This window comes from Pseudomonas sp. GD04091 (assembly GCF_029836165.1).
In the GTDB taxonomy this organism is placed as follows: domain Bacteria; phylum Pseudomonadota; class Gammaproteobacteria; order Pseudomonadales; family Pseudomonadaceae; genus Aquipseudomonas.
Window position 1 is genome coordinate 23,293 of the sequence record NZ_JAOEBG010000028.1, and the last position, 24,589, is coordinate 47,881.

At 65.0% G+C, this 24,589-nt stretch carries 26 protein-coding genes and 1 tRNA gene; 14 read left to right on the forward strand and 13 right to left on the reverse strand.

Annotated features, from left to right (window positions below; all coding sequences use genetic code 11):
- Nucleotides 1–28 precede the first annotated feature (28 nt).
- Nucleotides 29–1,486 (reverse strand): serralysin family metalloprotease, encoded by a 1,458-nt coding sequence (locus tag N7422_RS24060; protein WP_279808858.1) that lies wholly within the window; start codon nucleotides 1,484–1,486, stop codon nucleotides 29–31.
- Nucleotides 1,487–1,929: 443 nt separating this feature from the next.
- On the opposite strand from N7422_RS24060, the gene N7422_RS24065 reads away from it, so the two are divergent.
- Nucleotides 1,930–2,307 (forward strand): hypothetical protein, encoded by a 378-nt coding sequence (locus N7422_RS24065; protein WP_279808859.1) that lies wholly within the window; start codon nucleotides 1,930–1,932, stop codon nucleotides 2,305–2,307.
- Nucleotides 2,308–2,472: 165 nt separating this feature from the next.
- A complete protein-coding gene (locus N7422_RS24070) occupies nucleotides 2,473–4,605 on the forward strand; it encodes a TonB-dependent siderophore receptor (protein WP_279808860.1) in 2,133 nt (710 codons plus the stop codon).
- 114 nt (nucleotides 4,606–4,719) lie between these two features.
- Here N7422_RS24070 and N7422_RS24075 read toward each other — a convergent pair.
- Nucleotides 4,720–4,809: transfer RNA gene (locus N7422_RS24075), tRNA-Ser, on the reverse strand.
- Nucleotides 4,810–5,099: 290 nt separating this feature from the next.
- Here N7422_RS24075 and N7422_RS24080 point away from each other — a divergent pair.
- The 3 genes from N7422_RS24080 (at nucleotide 5,100) to N7422_RS24090 (ending at nucleotide 7,797) form a co-directional block, all read left to right on the forward strand.
- Nucleotides 5,100–5,789, forward strand: a complete 690-nt coding sequence (locus tag N7422_RS24080; protein WP_279808861.1) for a crotonase/enoyl-CoA hydratase family protein — start codon at nucleotides 5,100–5,102, stop codon at nucleotides 5,787–5,789.
- A 190-nt stretch (nucleotides 5,790–5,979) separates the two neighbouring features.
- Nucleotides 5,980–6,699: a 1-acylglycerol-3-phosphate O-acyltransferase gene (locus N7422_RS24085; protein WP_279808862.1), complete on the forward strand. Its 720-nt coding sequence runs from the start codon at nucleotides 5,980–5,982 to the stop codon at nucleotides 6,697–6,699.
- Nucleotides 6,700–6,825: 126 nt separating this feature from the next.
- Nucleotides 6,826–7,797, forward strand: a complete 972-nt coding sequence (locus N7422_RS24090; protein ID WP_279808863.1) for a magnesium and cobalt transport protein CorA — start codon at nucleotides 6,826–6,828, stop codon at nucleotides 7,795–7,797.
- Between the two features lie 71 nt (nucleotides 7,798–7,868).
- Here the strand turns inward: N7422_RS24090 and N7422_RS24095 are convergent, their stop codons facing one another.
- Nucleotides 7,869–8,603 carry an amidotransferase gene (locus tag N7422_RS24095; RefSeq protein WP_279808864.1) on the reverse strand — a complete coding sequence of 245 codons (735 nt, stop codon included), beginning with the start codon at nucleotides 8,601–8,603 and terminating at the stop codon, nucleotides 7,869–7,871.
- Between the two features lie 526 nt (nucleotides 8,604–9,129).
- Here N7422_RS24095 and N7422_RS24100 point away from each other — a divergent pair.
- Nucleotides 9,130–9,930 carry a cytochrome c gene (locus N7422_RS24100; RefSeq protein ID WP_279808865.1) on the forward strand — a complete coding sequence of 267 codons (801 nt, stop codon included), beginning with the start codon at nucleotides 9,130–9,132 and terminating at the stop codon, nucleotides 9,928–9,930.
- Between the two features lie 12 nt (nucleotides 9,931–9,942).
- Here the strand turns inward: N7422_RS24100 and N7422_RS24105 are convergent, their stop codons facing one another.
- The 4 genes from N7422_RS24105 to N7422_RS24120 form a co-directional block, all read right to left on the reverse strand.
- Entirely contained in the window at nucleotides 9,943–10,275 is a 333-nt protein-coding gene (locus N7422_RS24105; RefSeq protein WP_279808866.1) for a ribonuclease E inhibitor RraB, read from the reverse strand.
- Nucleotides 10,276–10,461: 186 nt separating this feature from the next.
- Nucleotides 10,462–10,698 (reverse strand): hypothetical protein, encoded by a 237-nt coding sequence (locus N7422_RS24110; protein ID WP_279808867.1) that lies wholly within the window; start codon nucleotides 10,696–10,698, stop codon nucleotides 10,462–10,464.
- Nucleotides 10,699–10,842: 144 nt separating this feature from the next.
- Nucleotides 10,843–12,918: an LTA synthase family protein gene (locus N7422_RS24115; RefSeq protein ID WP_279808868.1), complete on the reverse strand. Its 2,076-nt coding sequence runs from the start codon at nucleotides 12,916–12,918 to the stop codon at nucleotides 10,843–10,845.
- 265 nt (nucleotides 12,919–13,183) lie between these two features.
- A complete protein-coding gene (locus N7422_RS24120; protein ID WP_279808869.1) occupies nucleotides 13,184–13,375 on the reverse strand; it encodes a PLDc N-terminal domain-containing protein in 192 nt (63 codons plus the stop codon).
- 126 nt (nucleotides 13,376–13,501) lie between these two features.
- Between N7422_RS24120 and N7422_RS24125 the strand changes: the two genes are divergently transcribed.
- The gene (locus tag N7422_RS24125; protein WP_279808870.1) at nucleotides 13,502–14,440 is read left to right on the forward strand and encodes a ZIP family metal transporter; all 939 of its coding nucleotides are present in this window, start codon (nucleotides 13,502–13,504) and stop codon (nucleotides 14,438–14,440) included.
- A 62-nt stretch (nucleotides 14,441–14,502) separates the two neighbouring features.
- Here N7422_RS24125 and N7422_RS24130 read toward each other — a convergent pair whose 3' ends face one another.
- Both N7422_RS24130 and N7422_RS24135 read right to left on the reverse strand, forming a co-directional pair.
- Nucleotides 14,503–15,033: a hypothetical protein gene (locus N7422_RS24130; protein ID WP_279808871.1), complete on the reverse strand. Its 531-nt coding sequence runs from the start codon at nucleotides 15,031–15,033 to the stop codon at nucleotides 14,503–14,505.
- Nucleotides 15,034–15,093: 60 nt separating this feature from the next.
- The gene (locus N7422_RS24135; protein ID WP_279808872.1) at nucleotides 15,094–15,615 is read right to left on the reverse strand and encodes an ankyrin repeat domain-containing protein; all 522 of its coding nucleotides are present in this window, start codon (nucleotides 15,613–15,615) and stop codon (nucleotides 15,094–15,096) included.
- Between the two features lie 268 nt (nucleotides 15,616–15,883).
- Between N7422_RS24135 and N7422_RS24140 the strand changes: the two genes are divergently transcribed.
- Nucleotides 15,884–16,156 (forward strand): DUF3509 domain-containing protein, encoded by a 273-nt coding sequence (locus N7422_RS24140; protein ID WP_279808873.1) that lies wholly within the window; start codon nucleotides 15,884–15,886, stop codon nucleotides 16,154–16,156.
- 81 nt (nucleotides 16,157–16,237) lie between these two features.
- Here N7422_RS24140 and N7422_RS24145 read toward each other — a convergent pair whose 3' ends face one another.
- From N7422_RS24145 to aroC, 3 genes are all read right to left on the reverse strand, one after another.
- The gene (locus N7422_RS24145) at nucleotides 16,238–16,774 is read right to left on the reverse strand and encodes an oxidase (protein WP_279808874.1); all 537 of its coding nucleotides are present in this window, start codon (nucleotides 16,772–16,774) and stop codon (nucleotides 16,238–16,240) included.
- Entirely contained in the window at nucleotides 16,774–17,928 is a 1,155-nt protein-coding gene (locus N7422_RS24150; RefSeq protein WP_279808875.1) for an MFS transporter, read from the reverse strand. Before N7422_RS24150 ends, N7422_RS24145 begins: the two co-directional genes overlap by 1 nt.
- 128 nt (nucleotides 17,929–18,056) lie before the next feature.
- The gene (gene aroC / locus N7422_RS24155) at nucleotides 18,057–19,142 is read right to left on the reverse strand and encodes a chorismate synthase (protein WP_279808876.1); all 1,086 of its coding nucleotides are present in this window, start codon (nucleotides 19,140–19,142) and stop codon (nucleotides 18,057–18,059) included.
- A 153-nt stretch (nucleotides 19,143–19,295) separates the two neighbouring features.
- Between aroC and N7422_RS24160 the strand changes: the two genes are divergently transcribed.
- Together N7422_RS24160 and N7422_RS24165 are read left to right on the forward strand one after the other, a co-directional pair.
- On the forward strand, nucleotides 19,296–20,258 hold the full coding sequence (locus tag N7422_RS24160) for an alpha/beta fold hydrolase (protein ID WP_279808877.1): 963 nt from the start codon (nucleotides 19,296–19,298) through the stop codon (nucleotides 20,256–20,258).
- 103 nt (nucleotides 20,259–20,361) lie between these two features.
- The gene (locus N7422_RS24165) at nucleotides 20,362–21,144 is read left to right on the forward strand and encodes a hypothetical protein (RefSeq protein ID WP_279808878.1); all 783 of its coding nucleotides are present in this window, start codon (nucleotides 20,362–20,364) and stop codon (nucleotides 21,142–21,144) included.
- 43 nt (nucleotides 21,145–21,187) lie between these two features.
- Here N7422_RS24165 and prmB read toward each other — a convergent pair whose 3' ends face one another.
- Nucleotides 21,188–22,096, reverse strand: a complete 909-nt coding sequence (gene prmB, locus N7422_RS24170; protein WP_279808879.1) for a 50S ribosomal protein L3 N(5)-glutamine methyltransferase — start codon at nucleotides 22,094–22,096, stop codon at nucleotides 21,188–21,190.
- A gap of 179 nt (nucleotides 22,097–22,275) precedes the next feature.
- Between prmB and N7422_RS24175 the strand changes: the two genes are divergently transcribed.
- The 4 genes from N7422_RS24175 (at nucleotide 22,276) to folE (ending at nucleotide 24,550) form a co-directional block, all read left to right on the forward strand.
- Nucleotides 22,276–22,866, forward strand: a complete 591-nt coding sequence (locus tag N7422_RS24175; RefSeq protein ID WP_279808880.1) for a cysteine hydrolase family protein — start codon at nucleotides 22,276–22,278, stop codon at nucleotides 22,864–22,866.
- 89 nt (nucleotides 22,867–22,955) lie between these two features.
- Nucleotides 22,956–23,276, forward strand: a complete 321-nt coding sequence (locus tag N7422_RS24180; protein WP_279808881.1) for a hypothetical protein — start codon at nucleotides 22,956–22,958, stop codon at nucleotides 23,274–23,276.
- 98 nt (nucleotides 23,277–23,374) lie between these two features.
- Nucleotides 23,375–23,935, forward strand: coding sequence for a Smr/MutS family protein (locus tag N7422_RS24185; protein ID WP_279808882.1), 561 nt, complete (start codon nucleotides 23,375–23,377; stop codon nucleotides 23,933–23,935).
- Between the two features lie 69 nt (nucleotides 23,936–24,004).
- Nucleotides 24,005–24,550: a GTP cyclohydrolase I FolE gene (gene folE / locus N7422_RS24190; RefSeq protein WP_279808883.1), complete on the forward strand. Its 546-nt coding sequence runs from the start codon at nucleotides 24,005–24,007 to the stop codon at nucleotides 24,548–24,550.
- The last annotated feature ends 39 nt before the right edge of the window (nucleotides 24,551–24,589 follow it).

Sequence of the window (24,589 nt, forward strand, 5' to 3'; positions counted from 1 at the left end):
CGACGCGCGAGCGCCGCCCCCTCGTACATCAGACCACGATGTCGGTTGCAGCGGCCTGGCCGACGGTGGTCACCAGGAAATCAGCCAGGCTGTTTCCGGTGAAGTCCACGGACAGGCTGCCCAGGTTGGTGGCCTGGTCGTAGGTCAGTACCGCCTCGCCGGCATGGCCGGTGAAGGCGTTGACGAACTGCAGCGGCAGCTTGTTCACGGCGAAAGCCGAGATGGCCGACAGGTCGATCTTGTCCACACCCGAGGTGAAGTCCATGATCCGGTCCGGCGCCGCCTTGGTCGAGTCGCTGACGGCCGCGTACACGAAGGTGTCCGCGCCACTGCCACCCCACAGCTGGTCGGCGCCGCCGCCGCCGTAGATGATGTCGTTGCCGGCACCACCCTTGAGCACGTTGGCCAGCGCATTGCCGATCAGCAGGTCGTTGCCCGAGCCGCCGATGGCGTTTTCGATGGTCACGCCCTTGGCGATGGAGACGTTGCCGACCATGCCACCGACATCGGAGAACGACGCTTCGTTGAGGTTGATCTTCTGGTTCTGGGTGAACCCGGAGAAGTCGAAGGTGTCGTTGCCGCCACCGTCCCACACCGAGAACACCAGCTTCGACGAGGCCGAGGTGGCCGAGTAGAAGTCGCGATCAGCGGTGGAGTTGAAGCCGTAGGTGGTGTCGCTGGCACGGGTCGCGTAGTTGGCGCCGTAGAGCTTCTGGATCGCCAGTATGTCGTCCATCAGCGGGGCCGAGGCGTAGTACTGCCCGCCGCCCTTGACGAAGTTCTGCCCGTTGTTGCTCTCGCTCCAGTAGCTCATGACGCTGTAGCCGCGGGTGTCCTGGGCGTAATCGGCGTCACGGTAGGTCGGGTTGCCCTCGCCGGCGTTGTAGTCGCCGGGGTGGGACAGGCCGAGCACGTGACCGATCTCGTGGGTCAGGGTCTGGCGCCCGTAGTTGCCGGTGCCCGGGGTGATGTTGACCTGGTAGCCGCTGTTGATCAGGTACCAGGACTCGCCCTTGTGCGAACCCGGCTGGTCGAACGGCAGGTAGGCGAACGCGGCACCGCCATTGCTGGCGCTGAAGTTGCCGAAGGTCATGTGACCGTCACCACCGGAGGCAGACTCGGTGAAGGTGACCTTGGCCACGTCCGCCCAGGATTGCATGGAGAGCTTCGCCTGGGTTTTCTGCAGGTCGCTGAACTGGCTGAACGAGCCCAGGCCACGGCTGTAGAAGTCGGAGGGTGCCTTGGTCAGGAAGGTGTAGGTAAGGCTGATGGTGCCGTCCTTGTTCAGATCCTTCCAGGCAGCGCCATCACGCAGCAGGTGGTCGGCGGCCTGGTCGACCGTGAACGACTTCTTGCCATTGATGTTCGCGCCACCGCGATCGTACTGGTGGGCAAAACTATTGATCAGGCCGTAGGAAGAACTCGGACCGTTCGGTTGCAGCACGGAAGCGGCCGAAACAATAGCGTTTTCTTTGACTTTCGACATGCAGGTTACTTCCTTGTGTACAAAAAAGCAGTTGATGTCAGACAGGCGTCTCCCACCTGGCGAGAGCATCCTGTCACTCGCCCTTATGAGGCGCAAAAAAACTGACACAAACTGAAACTTATTGTCCAGCACTTTTTGACGCCATTTTTTCGTTTTCGAAAAAACAACTGCACCGCAATTATTTGCGCAAACTGAGAGGGATCAATGGCATCGGCTGCAACCATTAGTTCCAGTCATGACTGTCGGGTTTTTATATATATCAAGTCGAAGTTTAGTTATGAAAAGGCGACTGCCGACTGTTCCGGCGAAACGCTGTTTCGTCTTGGCCTGCGCCGGCGCGACAACACGCCACACGACCCTCCGTCGCCTGGCCGTTGACTTGCCCCTTGGCCGGGCGCTCAGTAGGCGCTGGTCAAAAGCCCCCTTCCTGACAGGACGACACGATGACAAGACTCACGGTGCAATCCGGCGATTTCTTGCAGGGTGAAGGCGAGTATCGCAATGGAGCGCTCACACTCAAGACCCCACGCAGCCCCTCGCCCGGCGAGCGCATCTCGCTCACGCGCATCAAGGACCTGAAGCTGGCCAACCTCGAATCCACCCGCAGCCTGGGCGGCGCCCTGGGCTGGGGTGTGGCCGGCGCGCTGGTGGCCGGCCCGGTGGGCTTGCTGGCCGGCCTGCTGCTGGGCGGCAAGGAGGACGAGGTCACCTTCCTCGCCACCTTCAAGGATGGCCGCAAGCTGCTGGCGATCACCGACGGCAAGACCTGGTCGAAGATCGACGACAACTGGCGCCGGCACCAGCGGCCGGCGGCGGCCTGAATCGCGGCCTGCTTCACGCAGGCCTGGTGGGAGCGGCGAACCGCCACTCCCACCTCCCTGCCCTGCTCCCCCTGAAAGGCCCGACAGCCTGCTAACATGGCGCCTTTTTGCCTGCCCGACAGCTGCCGAGCGATAACGGCGCGTCCGCTTTTCAAGGAGCCTTGCATGACCCCGCTTCGCCCTCGCCTCCCCCTCGGGCTGCTCAGCCTGGGCCTTGCCCTGCACAGTGGCCAGGGCCTGGCCGACGACAGCGTGACCCTGGCCCCCGTGCGCATCTCGGAAGTCCAGGACGACACCGGCTACCAGGTACGCGAGGCCCAGGTCGGCGGCCTGCACGGCGCGCCGCTGCTCGATACCCCGGCCTCGGTCAGCGTGTTCAGCCGTCAGCTGCTCGACGACCGCCAGGTGCGCAAGCTGAGCGAGGTGCTGCAAAGCGATGCCTCGGTGGGCCAGAGCTACGCGCCGATCGGCTACTACGAGAACTTCAACGTGCGCGGTTTCGAACTCAACGCCGCCAGCAGCTATCGGATCAACGGCCAGACCATCGCCGGCGAGCAGAACGTGGCGCTGGAGAACAAGCAGCAGGTGGAGTTGCTCAAGGGGCTGTCGGGGCTGCAAAGCGGCGTGTCGGAGCCCGGCGGGCTGGTCAACTACGTGACCAAGCGCCCGCAGGACGTGCGCAGCGTCAGTGTCTCGAGCAACGAACAAGGCGAGCGCTACCTGGCCACCGACCTGGGTGGCTGGTTCGGCGCCGAGCGTCAGTTCGGCCTGCGCGTCAACCTGGCCCATGAGGACATCCGTTCCTACGTCGACCATGCCGATGGCAAGCGGGATTTCGCCTCCGTGGCCCTGGACTGGCAGATCAGCCCGAACGCCGTGCTGGAACTGGACGCGGAGTACCAGCACCGCGAGCAGTACTCGGTGCCGGGGTACCAGTTGCTCGGCGGCACTCAGTTGCCCCATGGCATCGATCCCAAGGATCACCTGGCCTGGCAGTCGTGGGCGAAACCTGTGCAGAACGACTCGCTGAACCTGGGCGGGCGCTTCAAGTACCAGTTCAATGAGGCGTGGAACGGCACCTTGAGCGCTTCGCGCAGCAAGGTGGTGATCGATGACTACAGTGCGTTTGCCTGGGGCTCGAGTGAAGGGGCGTTCTTCGGCAGCAATGGCGACTATGACATCTACGATTTCCGCAGCCCGGACGACACCCGCCGGATCGACGAGGCACAGGCCATGCTCGATGGGCGCTTCGATGCGCTGGGCGTCGGGCATGAGCTGACGGTCGGCGCCAGCGCCCAGCGCCGCACGCTCGATCAACGGCCGTACTACAACGAGTGGCTGGGCACCGGCAACATCGATTCCGGCGCACCCGCCCTGGAGCCCTCCGGCAGAGCGATCGGCGCCAGCGAGCGCCGCCTGGACAGCCGCCAGTACGGCCTGTTCGTCAGCGACCGGATCACCTTCAATGAAAACTGGCAGACCGTGATCGGTGCCCGGGAAGTGCGCCTGGATGAAAAGACCTGGAAGGAAACGGGTGAAGCCGACCGCCACACCCGGCAGTACCAACTTCTGCCGAACGCCGCGCTGATCTACAAGCCACGGCCGGACACCACGCTCTACGCGAGCTATTCGAAAGGCCTGTCCGCCGGTGGCACGGCGCCCTGGTTCGCCAGCAACGCCTCGGAGATTCTCGCGCCGACCTTGTCGCGCCAGCTCGAAGTCGGCATCAAGCGCGACTGGCAGGGCATGAGCTTCAGCGCGGCGCTGTTCCAGATCCGCCAGGCCTACCAGTACGCTCGCCCGGAGGGTGACGGTGGCTTCACCTACGTGCAGTCCGGCCAGCAGAAGAACACCGGCCTCGAACTGGGCGCCAGCGGCTGGGTGACCTCGAAGCTGCAGATCCAGGCCAGCGCCGCGGCGATCCGCGCGCGGGTGCAGAACAGCGATACCGACGCCTACGAAGGCCACCAGGCGATCAACGTGCCGCGCCTGCGGGCCGCCGTGCAGGCCGACTACGCCCTGCCCGTCCCCGGCCTGGCCCTGCTCGGCGGCGCCCGCTACAGCGCCAGCAAGTACGCCAGCCAGGCGGGCAATGTCGAGGTCGGCGGGTATACCGTGTTCGACATCGGCAGCCGCTACCGCACCAACATCGGCGGCTACGACACCGTGCTGCGCCTGACCGTGGACAACGTCTTCGACAAGCGTTACTGGCGCGATGTCGGGGATTACCTGGGCGACAACTACCTGTTCCAGGGCGCGCCGCGTACCGCACGGCTGTCGGCGTCGGTCAGTTTCTGACAGCGCCATCGCTCCCACGGGCTGCGTGGGAGCGGGCTTGCCCCGCGACTGGGCTTTGCCAAACGCAAACAAAAAGCCCCCGAACCTTTCGATTCGGGGGCTTTTCGCAGAATGTGGCGGTGAAGAAGGGATTTGAACCCTTGATACGATTTCTCGTATACACACTTTCCAGGCGTGCTCCTTCGACCACTCGGACACTTCACCGTTTTCTCTTCAAGCTGTTCAGCCTGTCGAGGCGCGCTAATTTAGTGGAAGCGCTTTTCTTTGGCAAGCATTTTTTTCAGAATTTTCATGCGCTTAAGCCAATCGGCGGAAAAGTCCGGGCAATCAAGGCAATGCTGCCATTGTACCCAGCGCTTTTCCCCGCTCCCGATCGCCTGCCCCACTGGCGCAAGGCACACAGGCCAGGTGCTGACCGGTCAGTCAGTCTTGGCGCTTTACCTGGCCGAAATGGCTGGGTAACGTCATCGCCACGCCATCCAAAGGACTCTGCCATGAGCGAGCTGATTACCTACCACGCCGAAGACGGCATCGCCACCCTGACCCTGAACAACGGCAAGGTCAACGCCATCTCCCCGGACGTCATCGCCGCCTTCAACGCCGCCCTGGACCGTGCCGCGGAAGAACGCGCGGTGGTGATCATCACCGGCCAGCCGGGCATTCTCTCCGGCGGCTACGACCTCAAGGTGATGACCGCCGGCCCCAAGGAAGCCGTCGGCCTGGTCACCGCCGGCTCCACCCTGGCCCGCCGCCTGCTCTCGCACCCGTTCCCGGTGATCGTCGCCTGCCCGGGCAACGCGGTGGCCAAGGGCGCCTTCCTGCTGCTCTCGGGCGACTACCGCATCGGCGTGGAAGGGCCGTACAAGATCTGCCTGAACGAGGTGCAGATCGGCATGACCATGCACCACGCCGGCATCGAGCTGGCCCGTGATCGCCTGAGTCGCGCGGCGTTCCAGCGTTCGGTGAACAACGCCGAGATCTTCGACCCGCAGGGCGCCCGCGAAGCCGGCTTCCTCGACAAGGTGGTGCCGGCCGAACAGCTGCAGGAGGCCGCCCTGGCCGCTGCCCGCGAATTGAAGAAGCTGAACATGCTGGCGCACAAGAACACCAAGCTGAAGGTGCGCAAGGGGCTGCTGGAAGCCCTGGACGAGGCGATCCTGCTGGACCAGAACCACCTGGGCTGACCCCTCCACGGCTTTGCTCGTGGGCTTTGTGGGAGCGGGCTTGCCCCCGCGATGATCGCCATCGCAGGCAAGCCCGCTCCCACAAAGATTGCTCCCACGTGCTATCCAAGCCCCGCACACCGCACCAACGTTTGCCCCAGACAGTGCACACCCGTACACTGCGCCGCGACTGTCCGGTGTGAGTCGTACCATGCTTTATATCCTGCGCATGCTCCTGCTGGCGCTGCACTTCCTGTTCGTGGGCATCGTGGGCCTGGTCATCGGCCTGCTGCGCCCGTTCAACCCCGACAACAGCCGGCTGTTCGCCCGCCTCTACAGCGTGCCCGCGGCCTGGTTCATGCGCATCAAGGTCAAGGCCGAGGTCGGCCCGTTGTGGGACCAGCCCCCCGGCTGCGTGATCATCGCCAACCATCAGTCCAACTACGACCTGTTCATCCTCGGCCAAGTGGTGCCGCGCCGCACCGTGGCCATCGGCAAGAAGAGCCTGGGCTGGATCCCGTTGTTCGGCCAGCTGTTCTGGCTGGGTGGCAACGTGCTGGTGGACCGCAAGAACGCCTACCAGGCGCGCAAGGCCATGCAGGCCACCACCCGTACCCTGCGCGACGACACCTCGATCTGGATCTTCCCCGAAGGCACGCGCAACCCTGGCGAGCAGTTGCTGGCATTCAAGAAAGGCGCCTTCCACATGGCGGTCGAGGCCGGAGTACCGATCGTGCCGGTCTGCGTCAGCCGCTATTCGCGGCGCCTGGGCCTCAACAGCTGGCGCCAGCGCACAGTGATCGTCCGCTCGCTGGCACCCATCGCCACCGCCGGCCTGACCCAGCAGGACCTGCCGGCGCTGATCGAACAATGCCGCAGCCAGATGCAGCACTGCATCGACCACATGGAAAGCGAACTGGCGGGGAGCTGACACACCTGCACGAGGGCATCCGCCTGTGCAGGAGCGGCCAGGGCAAATCTTCACCCGCCACAGGTTGCCCCGCGCCGCTACACAGCCCAAGCTGTCTGCCATGTTCAACCGAATAAGCGGACAACCATGGGTCGAGTCGTCGCAGCGGCGGTCTACAGCGCCGGTAGAAAGGTCACCAATATCAACCTCGACGAGGGCGCCGAATGGGCACGCAAGCCCGGGCACTTCGTCTGGATCGGCCTGGAAGAGCCCAACGCCGAGGAACTGGCCAACCTGCAACGCCAGTTCGGCCTGCACGAGCTGGCCATCGAGGACGCCCTGGAGAAGCACAGCCGGCCAAAGCTGGAAACCTTCGGCGACGCGCTGTTCATCGTCACCTACTCCCCCGTGCGCCATGAGGGCCGGCTCGAATTCATCGAGACCCATATCTTCGCCGGCAACGGCTACATCATCACCTGCCGCAACGGCCACTCGAAGTCCTATGCCCTGGTACGCCAACGCTGCGAGGCGCGACCGCTGCTGCTCGAACATGGCGAAGACTTCGTGCTCTATGCCCTGCTCGACTTCGTCACCGAGAACTATCAGCCGGTGAGCGAGGCCATTCATGGCGAGATCGAGGAGCTGGAGCAGAGCGTGCTCGGCAACTCGCTGAAGGAAGAGGACATCCAGCGCCTGCACAGCCTGCGCCGCGACATCCTGCGCCTGCGCCGCTACGTCGCCCCGATGGTGGAGATCAGCGAGGAACTGCAGCGCCTGAGCTTCCCGTTCATCGACAAGAACATGCGCCCGTATTTCCGTGACGTGCAGATCCACGTCACCCGGCAGATGGAGGATCTGGCCGGGATCCGCGACATCGCCAGCCAGACCATCGAGATCGGCATGCTGCTGGAATCGTCACGCCAGAGCATCACCCAGCGCAAGTTCGCCGCCTGGGCGGCGATCCTGGCGTTTCCGACGGCGGTCGCGGGGATCTATGGGATGAACTTCCAGAACATGCCGGAGCTGGCATGGCGCTATGGCTACTTCGGTGTGCTGGGGGTGATCGCCCTGGGGTGTTCGGGGTTGTATTTCAGCTTCAAGCGTTCGGGGTGGCTTTAAGATCGCCGGGGGCGCCGCGCGCCCCTTGCGCCGGCAGGCCGGCGAAAAGGCCGCAAAGCGGCCTCGCGTGATCAGGCGGCGCTGCCACCCTTCTTGGCTGGCTGCTGGACGAAGCGCAACATCCACTCGCCCACCAGATCCCCCTGGTGTTCGGTGGCCAGGCTGGCCACCGCCTTCTGGTACACCTCGTCACCCAGGTACGCCTGGCGCGCGTCGAGCAGCGCACGGGAGTAGTCATGGACGAACTCGGGATGTCCCTGGAAACACAGCACCTGGTCACGGATGTGGTAGGCGGCGTTCGGGCAGAAATCGCTGGAAGCGATCACCGTGGCGCCTTCGGGCAGCTCGGTGACCTGGTCCTGGTGGCTGATCAACAGGGTCAGCTCGGTCACCTCAGGGTCCATCCACGGCGCATGGGCCGCCAGGCTGTAGCGATGAATCCCCACCCCCCAGCCCTTGTCGGCACGCTCGGCCTTGCCGCCGAGGGTCAACGCCAGCAACTGGTGGCCGAAGCAGACGCCCAGCAGCTTCTCGCCGCGCTGGTAGAGTTTGAGCAGGTAGGCCTTGAGCGTCCGGATCCACGGGTCGTCACCGAACGAGTCGGCCTTGCTGCCGGTCACCAGATACGCATCGAAGCGTTCGCCGTCAGGGGGGTAATCGCCGTTCATCACGTTGTACACGTCAAACTCGGCGGCGATCGGCTGGCGCGAAAACAGCTGCTCGAACATCCTTCCGTAGCCCTGATATTGCGCGACCAGTTCCGGTCGCAGGACATCGGTTTCGAGGATGCAGATGCGTAACGACATAGCGGTAGTCCTGAACGACATGTGGGTGGGATTTTTGGTAGAGACTGACGCGAAAGACCCGCACAAGCAAGTAGGATGTCCAGACGAACGGTAGGCGCTGTAACCCTTGGTAACCCTGGGCGCGCACTCGTCTAGCCTGAGCGTGCCAGCGAAATGGCCAATGGCCTTTAAGCAATCGGAAATCAACCGGTAGCTGGTTAGAACAAAGGGTTCTGAAACAGGGATGACGCGGCCCCTACTGTTGGTTGTATACCCAGAAACACGAGGCAGGCAGAGGGCGCCACATCGTGCCACTGCGATCGACCCGACGCGAGACAAGGAAGCCAAGGCTTATTCAGGAATAACAACAAGAAGGCGGTCCGCCATGTTCAGACAATCGAAAGTACGCCAAGCGGGGCTCATCCTCTTCGCCACGACGCTGCTGCTCATCCTGCCGAACCTCACGCGACTGTTCGGCTGACGCGGCCTGTGGCCATTTCCGACAACGCACAGGTAATCTGCCAGCCTTGATGGCTGGAGATTGCCCATGCGCCTGTGCCTCACCCTGCTCTGCCTGTTTGCCCTGCCAGTGACAGCGGCGCAACTGACCCTCGAACTCGGCGATGCCAGCCGCCAGTGGCGCAGCGAGCAGCTGCTCGACCATGCACAGGCCCGTGACATCACCGTGGATCAGGATGTCGCCTACCAGCGAACCATGCACTACCGTGCCATCCCTCTGGCAGTACTGCTGGAAGGCGTGCGCCCGGGCGATCACCTGCAAGCCGTGGCGCTCGATGGCTTCGCGGCCGAAATGCCCGCGGCGCCCTTGTTGCAGCAGGGGCCGGCACAGGCCTGGCTGGCGGTCGAGGACCCAGCCCAGCCCTGGCCCTCGCTGGGCAGCGGCAGAGCCAGCGCCGGGCCGTTCTACCTGGTGTGGCAAAACCCACACGCCAGCGCGATTCGCCCGGAGCAATGGCCGTTCCAGATCGCCACGATTCGCCGTCTGCCACCGGTGGAAACACGCTTCCCCGCCCTGCTGCCCGACCCGGCCCTGGCCGAGCACGACCCCGTTCGCCAGGGTTTCGCCCTGTTCCAGCAGAATTGCCTGGCCTGCCATCGCCTCAATGGCGCGGGCGATGCGCAGTTCGGGCCGGACCTGAACCTGCCGCACAACCCGACCGAATACTTCCAGCCGGCATTCCTGCGCCAGTACCTTCGTGACCCACAGAGCCTGCGGCACTGGCCGCAGGCGAAGATGCCGGCCTTCCCCGAACAAGTACTGAAAGATGATGAGCTCGATGCGCTGCTGGCCTACCTGAAGCACATGGCCGCGCGTAAACAGCCCTGAGGTTGGAGCGGCCTAGGCGATCGGCCGTTCCTGCTTGACGCCCCAGCCCTCGACCTCGCCACCGTAGGGTGAAACGACCCGTTCGAAAGCCTGTTCGAAGGCCCCGATGCCACCGTGGGTGGCAAACATGACCTTGCTCAACTCCAGGTGCCAGGCGCCGTCGTCACGTTCGCTCACCTGGGCACTGAGGGATTCGCCGCGAAACTGCCGCGCCGCCCGGCGGGCACCGGCTTCATCAGGAAAGACGGCATAGAACTCGATGGGATGGATGCGGGTGAAGTCGAAACCGCCAGCTTTCATCTGGCGCAGGACGCTGCTGCTGATGTCGTCGTTCTGGCTGCTCATGAAACGTCCTCCTGCATAGCAATGGATAGACTTTCCGTGCACAACGCACCTGCCTGGCACACAAGGCATGCCTGACAATACGAGCGGATTGCAAGACGCGAATGGAGCAGACGCCGGCCCGCAGATTAGACCGACACCTGTGTGCAGCGTAGCGCCTGTGCAGGCACTACGCCAGCGAGCGGCGGCCTAGGGCACCTGGCGAATGGTCGTGATGATCACGCCGCTCTGTTCCTTGAGCCAACGTGCGGTGGGGGAATAGCTGCGGTCCTGGAAGTCATTGAGGTCCAGTTCGTCCATGAGCGGGAACAAACGCGAACGGATGGCGCGCGCGGCGTCTTCCTCGCTGGGGCGCTGTTCGGCATCGATCAGCAGTGTCTGTGGTTCGCCCTTCTGGTCGGCAAAGCTGACTTCCCACGCTTTCATCGATCAGCCCTCGCTGGCACAACGGTAAGTGGAACGGTGTATTAGCTTGACCGTCCCGCAGGGCCAAACGTTCAGCCCGGTACATGAAACCGCATGAAAAAAGCCCGCCGGTCGACGGCGGGCTTTCAGGGTTGCCGAGCGGGTCTACTTCGGCGTGCCGTGCACCACGCCGGCGGTGTTGTCCAGCAGGCTCTTGGTCGCCGTCTGGATGTAGGCTTCGAGCTTTTTCAGCATCTCGGGCTGGTCGGGGCTTTCGATCAGCTCGGCCTTGAACTCACGACCCAGCTGGTAGCGGTACATCCGCGGGGTCATGTCCTTGGACTCGATGAGGATACGGTCGCCCTGCACCAGGCCGACGATCTGCTCGCTGCCGGACGGCTTGATCATGCCTACGCCCTGGTCGCCCTCAGGCAGGTTGAGCAGGTCGCGGCCCCAGCACTGGTGACGGGCCTGGCCACCGAGACGGCCCATGATGGTCGGCACGATGTCGACCTGGGTACCCACGGTATGGTTGACCGCGCCGAACTTCTCCTGGATGCCCGGGGCGATCAGCAGCAACGGCACGTTGAAGCGGCCCAGGTCCAGCTCGGTGACCTGCTGGTGATTGCCGAAGCCATGGTCGCCGACGATGACGAACAGGGTGTCCTTGAAGTAAGGCTCCTTGCGCGCCTTCTCGAAGAACTGGCCCAACGCCCAGTCGGAGTAGCGCATGGCGGTCAGGTGCTCGTCCAGGCGGCCTTGACCGGTGACCTTCTCCACCGGCAGGTCCTTGGGCAGCGCGTACGGCGTGTGGTTGGAGAGGGTCTGCAGCAGCGCGTAGATCGGCTTCTTGCCGTCGTGCTTGGCCAGCTCTTCGTTGCCACGGTCGAACATGTCCTGGTCGGACACGCCCCAGGTCGGATCGGAGAACACCGGGTCGACGAAGTCGTTGCGGCCAATGAAGGTGGTCATGCCCTGGTTGCCGAAGAACCCGGACTGGTTGTCCCAGGCGAAATCGCCGTTGTAGACGTAGACATCGTCATAGTCGCGGGCACTGAGCAGGGCCGGCAGGCCGGAAAGCTTGTGGCCGCCTTCCGGGGTCTGCATCAGGTACTCGAAGCCCGGCAGGTTGGGGAAGCAGGCCATGGTGGCAAACATGCCCTGGTGGGTATGGGTGCCATTGGAGAAGAAGCGGTCGAACAGCACCCCTTCCTTGGCCAGCTTGTCGAAGTACGGGGTGATGTTGTTCGGGCTGCCCAGCGCACCGACCGAATGGCCGGCAAAGCTCTCCATCAGGATGACCACGACGTTCTTCACCGGCAGGGTGTTCGCCTGGGGCGGCACGAAGTCGCGGCGGATCGCGGCTTCATCGCCATCGACCAGGGTATCGTTGGCGGTCAGCAGTTGCTCGCGCACGGTCTGGGTGGCCAGCGGCTGCTCGAGCACAGGCTTCCAGATGTTGGCGCGGTCCTCGCCGAAGCGGCTCTTGGCGGCGTCGATCAGGGTCAGGGTGCCGTTCAGGCCGAGCTGGTTGACGAAGTTCGAGTCGGTGGTGAAGGCATCGCCCCAACGCATGGGTGGACCCTGGCGCAGGGTGCCACGGGCAGCGACCACGGCCACCAGCAGCACGACCATGAACACCGCCAGACGGCCATACCATGGCGCGAGCTTGCGGCTGGCGGCGGGCTGGAGGCTTTGCTCGCCGCGGGTCAGGCGATCGATGCCCTTGAACAGCAGGCTCAGCAACCAGGTGCCGACCACCCACGCCAGCAGGTAGCGCACCACGGGGAAGCCGTACCAGAGCATGCTCAGCACGGTCTTGGGGTCTTCCTTGATGTACTGGAACACCAGGCCGTTCAGGCGCTGGTGGAACTCGCGGTAGAAGTCCATCTCCATCAGGCCGAGGAACATCACCACGCTCGAGGCGATGGTCAGCCAGAACCGGAACAGGCCGCGGCGGGCCATCAGCCAGGGGCTGAGCAGCGCCAGCAACAGCGGAATGCTGATGTACACCACCACCCGCAAGTCGAAACGCAGGCCGTTGAAGAAGCCTTCGGCAACGGTCGAATACGGCGTGTCGCCGATCATGTCGCTGTTGTAGACCAGCAGCGCCAGGCGTACCAGGCTGAGCATCAGCATGATCACCAGGCCACTGAGCAACGTGTAGGCCAGGTGGGATTTCAGGGTCGGCGAGAACGAGCCTCGCACGCCCTGTTGCTTCAAGGCGTCCGTGTTAGCCATGAATGGAGAGGTCCTAGGATTTGCGGTTTGCGGGAAGGCGACAAGCGCCAACAGCCTGGTGGCCCGACCATCAGCGTGGTTTTGGACCAAGGCCGCATTGTGCGGCGCGGATTTTCAAAAATCGAGTGTGAAAATTTTGTCGAGAGCGACCATCGCCTGCCCTTTGGGCCGCGCCGTCGCGCAGGGAACAACGTTGCAGGCATCACCCGCGTGGCAGCGGGCTCGCCCCGCGAGCACCGGCAAAACCGGTGCCTTGCCCCGGCGGTCAGATCCGCACATTGCCCCGCGGCCCGGCAATCGCCCAGATGATCAGCCCCAGCACCGGCAGCAGAATGATCAGCAGGATCCACAGGACCTTGATACCGACCTCGGCGCCACTCTTGAGCACATTGAGAATCGCCCAGATGTCCAGGGCGAGGATGATCAAGCCGACCAGGCTGTTGAAGGTGGAACCCATGCCGCCGCTCCCAAGCGATGTGTGTGCGGCAAAGCATAGCTGGCTATGGCCTCGATAGAAGGGAATCCTTGGCCGGCTCCTGGGGTCACTGGCTAGACTGGCTCCATTCATCGCTCCGAGGTCCGCATGCCCCCCGCCCACGCCCACAGCCCCGCTCCCGTCTCGATGTTCAGCGCCTGGCGCCAACAAGCCCTGAATACGCCCTGGCTCAGCGCTGGCCTGGCCCTGAGCCTGCTGGCCATCGTCGCCCTGCTGCTGGCCAGTGTCTGGAACGCGGTCAACGGCGACCATGCCGACAACCTGCACCTGGCCCTGCTCGGCGGTCTGTCAGGCTTCGGCGCCACCGCGCTGGGCGCGGTGCTGGCGGTGGTCCTGCGCGATGTCAGCGCGCGTTCCCAGGACGTGATGCTGGGTTTCGCCGCCGGCATGATGCTCGCCGCCAGTTCGTTCTCGCTGATCCTGCCCGGCCTCGACGCCGCCCGAGAGATCACCGGCAACGGCCCGGCCGCGGCCTTCACCGTGGTGCTGGGCATGGGCCTGGGCGTGCTGCTGATGCTCGGCCTGGACCGTTTCACCCCGCACGAGCATGAAAGCACCGGCCCCTGTGGCCCGGAAGCCGAGCGTTTCAGCCGGGTCTGGCTGTTCGTGCTGGCCATCACCTTGCACAACCTGCCCGAAGGCATGGCCATCGGCGTGAGCTTCGCCAATGGCGACATGAACATCGGTCTGCCGCTGACCAGCGCCATCGCCATCCAGGACATCCCCGAAGGCCTGGCGGTGGCCCTGGCCCTGCGTGCCACGGGTCTGTCGAACTTCAAGGCGGCGCTGGTGGCGATCGGCTCGGGGCTGATGGAACCCCTGGGCGCCGTGATCGGCCTGGGGATCTCCACCGGCTTCGCCCTGGCCTACCCGATCAGCATGGGCCTGGCGGCGGGGGCGATGATCTTCGTGGTGTCCCACGAGGTGATTCCGGAAACCCACCGCAACGGGCACCAGACCGCGGCGACCTTGGGCTTGATGGGCGGGTTCGCGGTGATGATGTTTCTCGACACCGCGCTGGGTTGAAACAGTCGACGATCCGCGCCAGCCTCTTCGCGGGTAAACCCGCGAAGAGGCCAGCACGATGCTCAGACGTGCACCGCCACCTTCAGCGCCTCCAGCGCCGGTTCCACCTTGATGCCAACCGCCGCGCCCAGCTCCAGCACGCGGGCCAGGTCGTTCTGCCCCACCATCACCATCTGCAGCTCGTCGTCGAGCAGCTGGCTGAAGTTCAGCAGCACGTAGCCGCCGGCCTCCTTGTTCAACGCGCCCATCTGCACCTGGATGCGGTTGAGTGCGGTCAGTGCCTCGGTGCGCGCCAGCTGCTTGGGCTTGAGGGTGAATGGCACGCTCTTGTCGAACGAGTCGCTGATCTGCTGGAACAGGTCCTGATAACTGTCAGCCTGGAACAGCACGGTATCCGGCAGGCTGCCGACCACCACCCATTCACCCAGCGGGAACGGGAAGCTGTCGTCATAGTTGATGTCGGGGTTGGCGGCGAGGAAGGCGGTGGGGTCGGCGTAGGCCTGGGCGGCCTCGGCGGCGATGCGCTCGATGTCGTCATCGCGCATGCAGCCGGCGCCGATGAGGCTGATGAATTCGAGCAACTGGTCTTTCATGGGGGGCCCTGCGGGTTGGCGTAAAAGGCGCCAAGGATAGCCGCAAAAGCCCCCCGACGGTTAGCCGGCCAGCGCTTCGAGGCGCGCGGCGGCCTGCGCCGCGCCCATGGTGCGGGCGGCCATCAGCGCGGTGGCGCCGGCGGCGTCGCGGTGCGCCGGGTCGGCGCCCTGCTCGAGCAGGAAATCGATGATGTCCAGGCGGTTGAACATCGCCGCCAGCATCAGCGCGGTGCGGCCATCCGCGGCAGCGGCATCCACCGGCACGCCCTGGGCCAGCAGCAGGCGGATCATCGCCAGGTCGCCCTTGAACGCCGCGCCGGCGATGGGCAACTGGCCGTTGTCGTTGGCGATCAACGGATCCGCCCCATGGGCCAGCAATACCCGCACCGCCTCGTGATGGCCGTGGTAACTGGCCAGCATCAGCAGCGTATCGCCCTTGTGGTTGCGCAGGTCCGCCGGCAGTCCGGCCTCGAGCAGACGCCCGAGCATCTGCGCATCGCCATGGCGGGCGCGCTCGAAGACCTCCTCGGCGAAGGCCGCGGTTTCTTCGCGGGTCATGGTGGCGGGCTGTTGGTCGGACATCGGGAACCTCCTGGCATTTTCGTGGGGCCCAGTGTTGGTCAGGCAGCCCCGGCAGGTCAAAGGTTCAGATTCTATGGGGAACAGAGACGCAGCCTATCACCGTGCAAATTGCACTGTGCAAAATGCACGACCTTGCAGGATGCAATGCAAGGGCGTTGCGAAAAGATACTAATATATTGATTTATAAGTATTTTTTAAAGACAAAAGGAATGGCACGGTCGCTGCAACCATCAACTCACGTCTGCCCACCCAACAGTCAGGAGTTGATATGGATCTCATCCAGGAAAAATTCGCCTCGGTGTTCTCTGCCTACCAGGTGGCTACCCAATCGCGCCCGGACGGCGGCATTCTGCTGACCCTGCGCGCCACCGACGGCAAGGTGACCCGCCGCGTGCTGTCCTACGCGCAGTTGCACAGCGCCGAACAGCTCTCCTGGGCGATCAGCGCCATCCGTCGCGACCTGGCCGAACAGGCCTGCGAACTCCCCGTGATCTCCAGGCTGCAGAGCCAACAGCGGTTCGCCCTGCCGACCTATCGCTGATCGCGCGACCCGTTTCGCGGGGCATGCCTTCTCTCACCAAGGGACTACGTGAGTAAAGGCGTGCCCCGCGAGCCATCTCCCTCAGAACTCATCCAGCCCGGCAAATTGCCGGGCCGTGGCATCGCCAGTGAATCGAGGCAACGCGCCCTGCTCGCTGGCGAACAGGCGCAAGGCCAGGCAGAACGGATTGTCCCCCAGATCGAGCCAGCGCCGCGTCCCAGCCGGCACCACCAGCACATCATCCTTCTCGCACAGCACGGCATAGACCAGACCGCCCAGCCGTAGGCTGACCTGGCCGCGCCCGCTGATCAGCGCAAATACCTCTTCGCTTTCATGCACATGCTCGTCACGCAGGTCGACCTGGGTCGGATCGACGCCATCGCGGCTGAACACGGCGAAGGTGGCGCTGCCGTGCTCGGTCATCAGTCGATCCAGCGGCGCGCGACAGGCCTCTAGCACTTCGTCCTGGCTGCAGCCCGGGCGCAGGCGCGCCCCGGACTGCCAGCGCGCGAAGCGCACACCGTGTTCGCCAAGGGTCGCGGCGATGTCTTCGTGGTGGGTCAGCACCTTGTTCGGCAGTTCCGGGCTGGAGGGGTCGAAAACGCTGAGGATGCTCATCAGGGGTCGTTCCTGCTTTCTTTAAGACGGAGGGCAATGATAACGGCTGCCGCCAGTGCTGCGACGCTGGCCATACCAAAGGTGAAGTGCGGCCCCAGCAGTTTCCAGCTGTAGCCCGAATACAGGGCGCCCAACGCGCCACCGGTGCCCGACAGCGCGGCGTACAACGCCTGGCCCTGGCCCTGCTGGCGGGCGCCGAAAGCAGACTGCACGAAGGCGATGCTGGCGGCATGGAAGCAGCCGAACGTGGCCGCATGCAGCACCTGGGCGAATACCAGCACCATCGGGATATCCGCCAGGTTGCCCAGCAACAGCCAGCGCAAGGCGGCGAGCAGGAAACTCGCCAGCAGCACCCGGCGCACCGGGAAACGCGCGAAGATCCGGCTCATGGCCATGAACACCAGCACCTCGGCCACCACCCCCAGCGCCCACAGCAGGCCGATGGCGCCACGGCTGTAGCCCAGGTGCTCCAGGTGCAGGGTGAGGAAGGTGTAGTAAGGCCCATGACTGAGCTGCATGAGCGCCACGCACAGATAGAACGCCAGCACTCCAGGGGCCATCACCTGCTTGAGGAAGCCCCCTGCCCCACGCCGCTCGGCATGCTCCACCGGTTGCGCGTTGGGCACCCACAGGCTGGCGACGACGATGCCGGCCATGATGATCACCAGCGCCAGCGGATAGATGTCCAGGCTCAGCCATTCGAACAATCGCCCCAGGCCGACCACGGCGAGGATGAAACCGATCGAGCCCCACAGGCGGACCTGGCTGTAGCGCGCCGTCTGGCCGTGCAGGTGGGCCAGGGTGATCACCTCGAACTGCGGCAGTACCGCATGCCAGAAGAACGCGTGCAGCGCCATCACCAGCGCCAGCCAGGCGTAGCTCTTGCCGAAGAAGATCAGCGAGAAGGTGGCCAGGGTCGACAGCGCGCCCAGGCGCACGATCAGCAGGCGCTGCCCGCTGCGATCGCCCAGCCAGCCCCACAGGTTGGGCGCGAGGCAGCGCATCAGCATGGGGATGGCCACCAGCTCGCCGATGCGCGCGGGCGAGAAGCCCAGGTGGTCGAAGTACAGGGCCAGGAACGGCGCGGTGGCGCCGAGCAGGGCGAAGTAGCAGAGGTAGAAGCTGGAGAGGCGCCAGTAGGGGATCGGGGGCATGCTTCAACCCCGTGGGGGCGCTACGCACCCCTTTCGCGACACAAGGCCGCTCCCACAGGAATCGCATGCACCCTGTGGGAGCGGCCTTGTGTCGCGATGGGCCGCAACGCGGCCCCAGGATGAGTCGATCAACGCAAGACCGGTGTATCTACTCGAACATCGGCATTCTGCGCCCTGTGGCGCAGCAAGTGGTCCATCAAGACGATGGCCATCATCGCCTCGGCGATCGGCGTGGCACGAATGCCGACGCACGGGTCGTGACGCCCCTTGGTGATCACCTCGACCGGATTGCCGTCGACGTCGATCGAACGGCCCGGGGTGGTGATGCTGGACGTCGGCTTGAGCGCCAGGTGGGCGACGATCGGCTGGCCGGAGGAAATCCCGCCGAGGATGCCGCCCGCGTTGTTGCTGAGGAAACCTTCCGGGGTCAGCTCATCGCGGTGCTCGGTGCCACGCTGGGCGACGCTGGCGAAGCCGGCGCCGATCTCCACGCCCTTGACCGCGTTGATGCTCATCAGCGCGTGGGCAAGTTCCGCGTCGAGACGGTCGAAGATCGGTTCGCCCAGCCCTGGCATCACGCCTTCGGCGACCACGGTGATCTTCGCGCCCACCGAATCCTGGTCGCGGCGCAGCTGGTCCATGTAGGCCTCCAGCTCCGGCACCTTGTCCGGGTCGGGGCTGAAGAAGGCGTTGTGCTCCACCGACGCCCAGGTCTTGAACGGAATCTCGATCGGGCCGAGCTGGCTCATGTAGCCGCGCACGCGAATGCCCTGGGTGGCCAGGTACTTCTTGGCGATGGCGCCGGCGGCCACACGCATGGCGGTCTCGCGCGCCGAGCTGCGGCCACCGCCGCGGTAGTCGCGGATGCCGTACTTGTGGTGGTAGGTGTAGTCGGCATGGGCCGGGCGGAACAGGTCCTTGATCGCCGAGTAGTCCTTGGACTTCTGGTCGGTGTTGCGGATCAGCAGGCCGATCGAGCAGCCGGTGGTGCGGCCTTCGAACACCCCGGAGAGGATCTCCACCTCGTCGGGCTCCTGGCGCTGGGTGGTGTGCCGGCTGGTGCCCGGCTTGCGCCGGTCGAGGTCATGCTGCAGGTCGGCAAGCGAGATCTCCAGGCCTGGCGGACAGCCGTCGACAATGGCGACCAACGCCGGGCCATGGCTTTCGCCTGCGGTGGTGACAGTGAACAGCTTGCCGTAGGTATTGCCGGACATGGACGCTCCGCGAATCTGCCTGAAGTGAAGGAAATCGGCAGTATACGGAAAACACGCGGGGATAGGTTGCCTGTACCGGCCCCGCGATACGGCGGCGAACCTTCATGATGGTGCAAGGTCGAACCAACAACTTCCCACGTAGTACCCCCGTCCATGAAATCGCGTCTCGCCGCCCTGCTCCTGCTGCTGTTCGCCAGCCTCGCCCAGGCCGCGGCCCCCACCGTGCTGCAGCGCCCCATCGACCTGGACACCGGCCAGGGCGTGCTGCACGGCAGCCTGCTGCTGCCCCAGCAGGCCACGCCACCGCCGGTGGTGCTGATCATCGCCGGCTCCGGTCCCACCGACCGTGACGGCAACAACCCGGCCTCCGGGCGTATCGACAACCTCAAGCGCCTGGCCCTGCTGCTGGCCGGCGAGCGCATCGCCAGCGTGCGCTTCGACAAGCGCGGCGTGGCGGCCAGCCAGCCGGCCACCCCCGATGAACGCGACCTCAGCGTCGAGCGTTACGTTGCCGATGTGGTGGCCTGGGGGCGCGCCCTCAGGCAGGACCCGCGTTTCGGCCCGCTGATCCTGATCGGCCACAGCGAGGGCGCGCTGATCGCCAGCCTGGCCGCCGAACAGGCCGGCGCCAGCGCGGTGATCACCCTGGCCGGCAGCGGTCGCCCGGTGGCGGACGTGCTGCGCGAACAGCTCGCCCAGCGCCTGCCACCACCACAACTGGCCGGTGGCGTGGCGTTGATCGACCGCCTGCAGGCCGGACAGACCAGCCTCGACGTGCCCGCGCCGCTGCGCCAGGTATTCCGCCCCAGCGTGCAGCCGTACCTGATCACCTTGCTGCGCCAGGACCCGGCCGCCGCCTTCGCCCATCTCAAGGTACCGGCGCTGATCGTGCAGGGACGCAACGATGTGCAGGTGGAGGTGGCCGACGCCGAACGCCTGAAGGCCGCCAAGCCCGACGCCCAGCTGGCCCTGATCGACGGCATGAACCACATGCTGCGTATCAGCCCGCCAGACATGAGCCAGCAGCGCGACAGTTACCGCAACCCCGAACTGCCGCTGGCCCGCGAGCTGGGTGAGCGGATCGTCACCTTCATCCACGGCCTGCCGTCGGCCTGACGGCAGCGCTCAGGTCTTTTCGGCAGCTGCCGATAACGCGGCAAGAAGGCCGTGAGCGACGGGAGTCGCTCATGCAGCCGCCGTGTACCTGAGGATGAGCCTGATGACCGATGCCCCCGCCGCCGAGGCGACCGAAGAAGACGTTCCGCAAAGCGCCCCGCTGCCCTGGGCGGACCTTGCCGTCGAACACTTCCAGCTGCTGCGCCTGGCCCCCCTGCCCACCGACCGCAACAGCGGCGCGCGCCCACTGCGCTTCGTCCAGTTCGGCCATGCCGAGCGCCACGACAAGGCCCACAGCCTGCTGCGCATGGAGATCCGCCTGCCCGGGCAGAAGGTGCGCAAGGAACAGAACCAGCTGGACATCCGCGTCGATCACGAACAGCGCCTGGTGCGCATCGGCGATCCCGGCGGCCTGCAGATCGAGCCGCTCAACCGTGGCATCGGCCGCTACCTGCTGGCCCAGGCGGTGCAATGGCTGCAGCAGCGCTGCTCGCATTACCGGATCGAGGGCATGAGCCTGCCCAACAAGGACGCACTCAACGAAGACACCCGCCTGCGCCGCGACCATGTGCTGAGCAGCGTAGGCCTGGCGGTGGAGTACACCGACGGCCAGTTGCTCAAGGGACGCCTGGTGGAAACGGCGGTAGGCCAGCTCAAGGGCGGCTGGAATACCGAAAAGGTCCAGCGGGTGGACATCCTCGAGGCCGCCGGCATGCTGCAGCAGGCCGAGCAGAACCTGATGGAGAAGGAGGCCCAGCTGCGCGAGCGTGACGAGCGGGTGGCCAAGTACCGCCGGGAAGACAGCGGGCTGCGCTTCACCATCACCTGCCTGGTGGCATTCGCCGTATTCCAGGCAGGGTTGCTGATCTGGATCGCCACCCGCTGATAACAACAGGGGCCGCTATGCGGCCCCCAACATTCAAGGACGGTCAGACCCGCGCCTTGAACAGTTCCTGATGCTGCCGGCACTGCTCGGCCGTCAGCATGAACACGCCGTGCCCGCCGCGCTCGAACTCCAGCCAGGTGAAGTCCACCTCAGGGTAGAGCGACTCCACATGTACCTGGCTGTTGCCCACCTCGACGATCATCAGCCCCTTCTCGGTCAGGTGGTCGGCCGCTTCGGCCAGCATGCGCCGCACCAGGTCCAGGCCATCGTTGCCACAGGCCAGACCCAGCTCGGGCTCGTGCTGGTACTCCGCCGGCATGTCGCCGAAGTCCTCGGCATCGACATACGGCGGATTGGACAGGATCAGGTCGAAACGCTGCCCCGGCAGCCCGCCGAAGCCATCACCCTGCACGGTATAGACCCGCTCCTCCAGGCCATGGCGCTCGATGTTCTGGTTGGCCACCTCCAACGCGTCGAAGGACAGGTCGGCCAGCACCACCTCGGCGTCCTGGAACACGTCGGCGGCGACGATGCCGATGCAACCGGAACCGGTGCACAGGTCGAGGATGCGCGCAGGCTCCGCCGCCAGCCACGGCTCGAAGCGCTTCTCGATCAGCTCGCCGATCGGCGAGCGCGGCACCAGCACACGCTCATCGACGATGAACGACATGCCGCAGAACCAGGCCTCGCCCAACAGGTACGCGGTGGGCACCCGTTCCTCGATGCGGCGCTTGAGCAGATGCTGCAGGCGTACCCGCTCGTCATCCTCCAACTGGCAGTCCAGGTAGCTGTCGGCCACCTCCCAGGGCAGGTGCACCGCGCCCAGCACCAGCAGGCGGGCCTCGTCCCAGGCATTGTCGGCACCATGACCGAAGAACAGCTCGTGCTCATGGAAGCGGCTGACCGCCCAGCGGATATGGTCGCGCAGAGTGCGCAGGCGGGATGTGATCACGGGGTACTCCTTTTCAGACAGGACAAAAGTCTAACAGCCCACACCGCACAAATGTGTCCTCCTATGGCCGAATGGATAGCCACAGGCCAGTAACCATGCCGCTTGCGCTGTCAACCATTCACATTGGCGCCCCGGCAGGGGAGAATAGGCGCACAAAAGCCCTATCCAAGGAGCCCTTGATGTCCGTTCCAACCACGATGTTCCGCCTCACCGGCCGCGACTACCCGCCGGCCAGGCTGAGCCAAGCCAGCCTGATCGTCATCGACGCGCAGAAGGAGTACCTGAGCGGTCCGCTGGCGCTGTCGGGCATGGACGAGGCCGTGGCCAACATCGCCAGGTTGCTCGACGCCGCCCGCAAGGCCGGTCGCCCGATCATCCATGTCCGCCACCTCGGTACCGTCGGCGGCCGCTTCGACCCGCAGGGCCCGGCGGGGGAGTTCATCCCGGGCCTGGAGCCGCGCGACGGCGAAATCGTCATCGAGAAGCGCATGCCCAATGCCTTCAAGAACACCAAGCTGCACGAGACCCTGCAGGAGCTCGGCCACCTCGACCTGATCGTCTGCGGCTTCATGAGCCATTCCAGCGTCAGCACCACCGTGCGCCGCGCCAAGGACTATGGTTATCGCTGCACCCTGGTGGAAGACGCTTCGGCGACCCGCGACCTGGCCTTCAAGGACACCGTCATTCCCGCCGCGCAGATCCACCAGTGCGAAATGGCCGTGATGGCCGACAACTTCGCCTGCGTTGCCCCCACCGCCAGCCTGGTCTGAACCGCCGACCGCCCGGCGGACGGGCGGAACCCAAGGGTGACCCGCAGGTCGAAATCCGGATCAGCTCCACCAGATCCTGAGGAATTCGAATGAAGCTCAAAGGCAGTTTCGATGCCAAGCGCCTGCGTCAACGCGAGCCAAGCAACTGGGGCGCGCGCATTGCCGCGGCGCTGTCCGTGCTGCTGGGCACCCTGGGTATTCTGCTGAGCATGGCCGGGGTTGCCGGCCTGCTGGGCAACTATGCCGCCTTCGCCGAGCTCAATGCCAACCGGCCGCTGTCGGCAATCCTCAGCGTGCTCGGCTTGCTGCTGCTGTACTTCGGTGTGCGCCTGTGGCGGCGCAGCCGCATTCGCTTGCGCCGCGGGCGCGAGTTGAACCTGTCGCCGCACCTGATGAAAAAGCACGATTGAAGCACCAATCGCGAGGCAAGCCCGCACCCACGCCTTGTGGAAGCGCGCTTGCCCCGCGATGACAGTCGCGTAAACTACGCCGCCCACGTGGAGGCACCATGCAAGACGACGATTTTTCCCTCTTCCGCAGCCAAGTGCAGGGCGTCAAGCCGATCAAGCACGACCGCGCCGAAGTCGGCAAGCCCAAGGCCGACCGCAAGCAACTGGCCGGCCTGCGCCAGGCAGCGACCGTGCGTAGCGACCAGCCGCTGGTGATCGACGGCCTTTCCGACCAGTTCGTCATCGACGTTGGCGCCGAGGACGAGCTGATGTGGCGCCGCGACGGCGTCCAGGAAACCCAGATCCGCAAGCTCAAGCTCGGCCAGATCGCCTTCGAGGGCAGCCTCGACCTGCACGGCATGAGCGTCGAGAAAGCCCGCGAAACGCTGTGGGACTTCATCGCCGAGGCCACGCGGCTGGAAGTGCGCTGCGTGCGCGTCACCCACGGCAAGGCCGCGCGCCTCGACGGCAAGCGCCCGATGATCAAGAGCCACGTCAACACCTGGCTGCGCCAGCACCCGCAAGTGCTCGGCTTCGCCTCGTGCCAGGCCCGTCATGGCGGCACCGGCGCGGTGTACGTGATGCTCAAGCGAACCATGCTCGAAGGCCGCGACGAGTGACATCGCGCTTGCAGCGCCGCCGCCGCCGCCGTACCCTTCGCCTTTGCGAAATTTTCCACAGGTAGATCCATGTCCCTGGAACAGAACTACACCGCGATCCTCAGCCAACTGGGCGAGGACGTCTCCCGCGAGGGCCTGCTCGACACGCCGAAGCGGGCCGCGAAGGCCATGAAGTACCTTTGCCGCGGTTACGAACAGACGCTGGAAGAAGTGACCAACGGCGCGCTGTTCACCTCCGACAACAGCGAAATGGTGCTGGTCCGGGACATCGAGCTCTATTCGATGTGCGAACACCACATGCTGCCGTTCATCGGCAAGGCCCATGTGGCCTACCTGCCCAAGGGCAAGGTGCTGGGCCTGTCGAAGGTCGCGCGGATCGTCGACATGTACGCCCGCCGCTTGCAGATCCAGGAAAACCTCAGCCGCCAGATCGCCGAGGCCGTGCAGCAGGTAACCGGCGCCGCCGGCGTGGCGGTGGTCATCGAAGCCAAGCACATGTGCATGATGATGCGCGGTGTCGAAAAGCAGAACTCGACCATGCTCACCTCGGTGATGCTCGGCGAGTTCCGTGACAACGCCGCCACCCGTAGCGAGTTCCTCAGCCTGATCAAGTGATCGGCCTGCGTCCCGAGCCGACCCCAAGGGGTCGGCTTT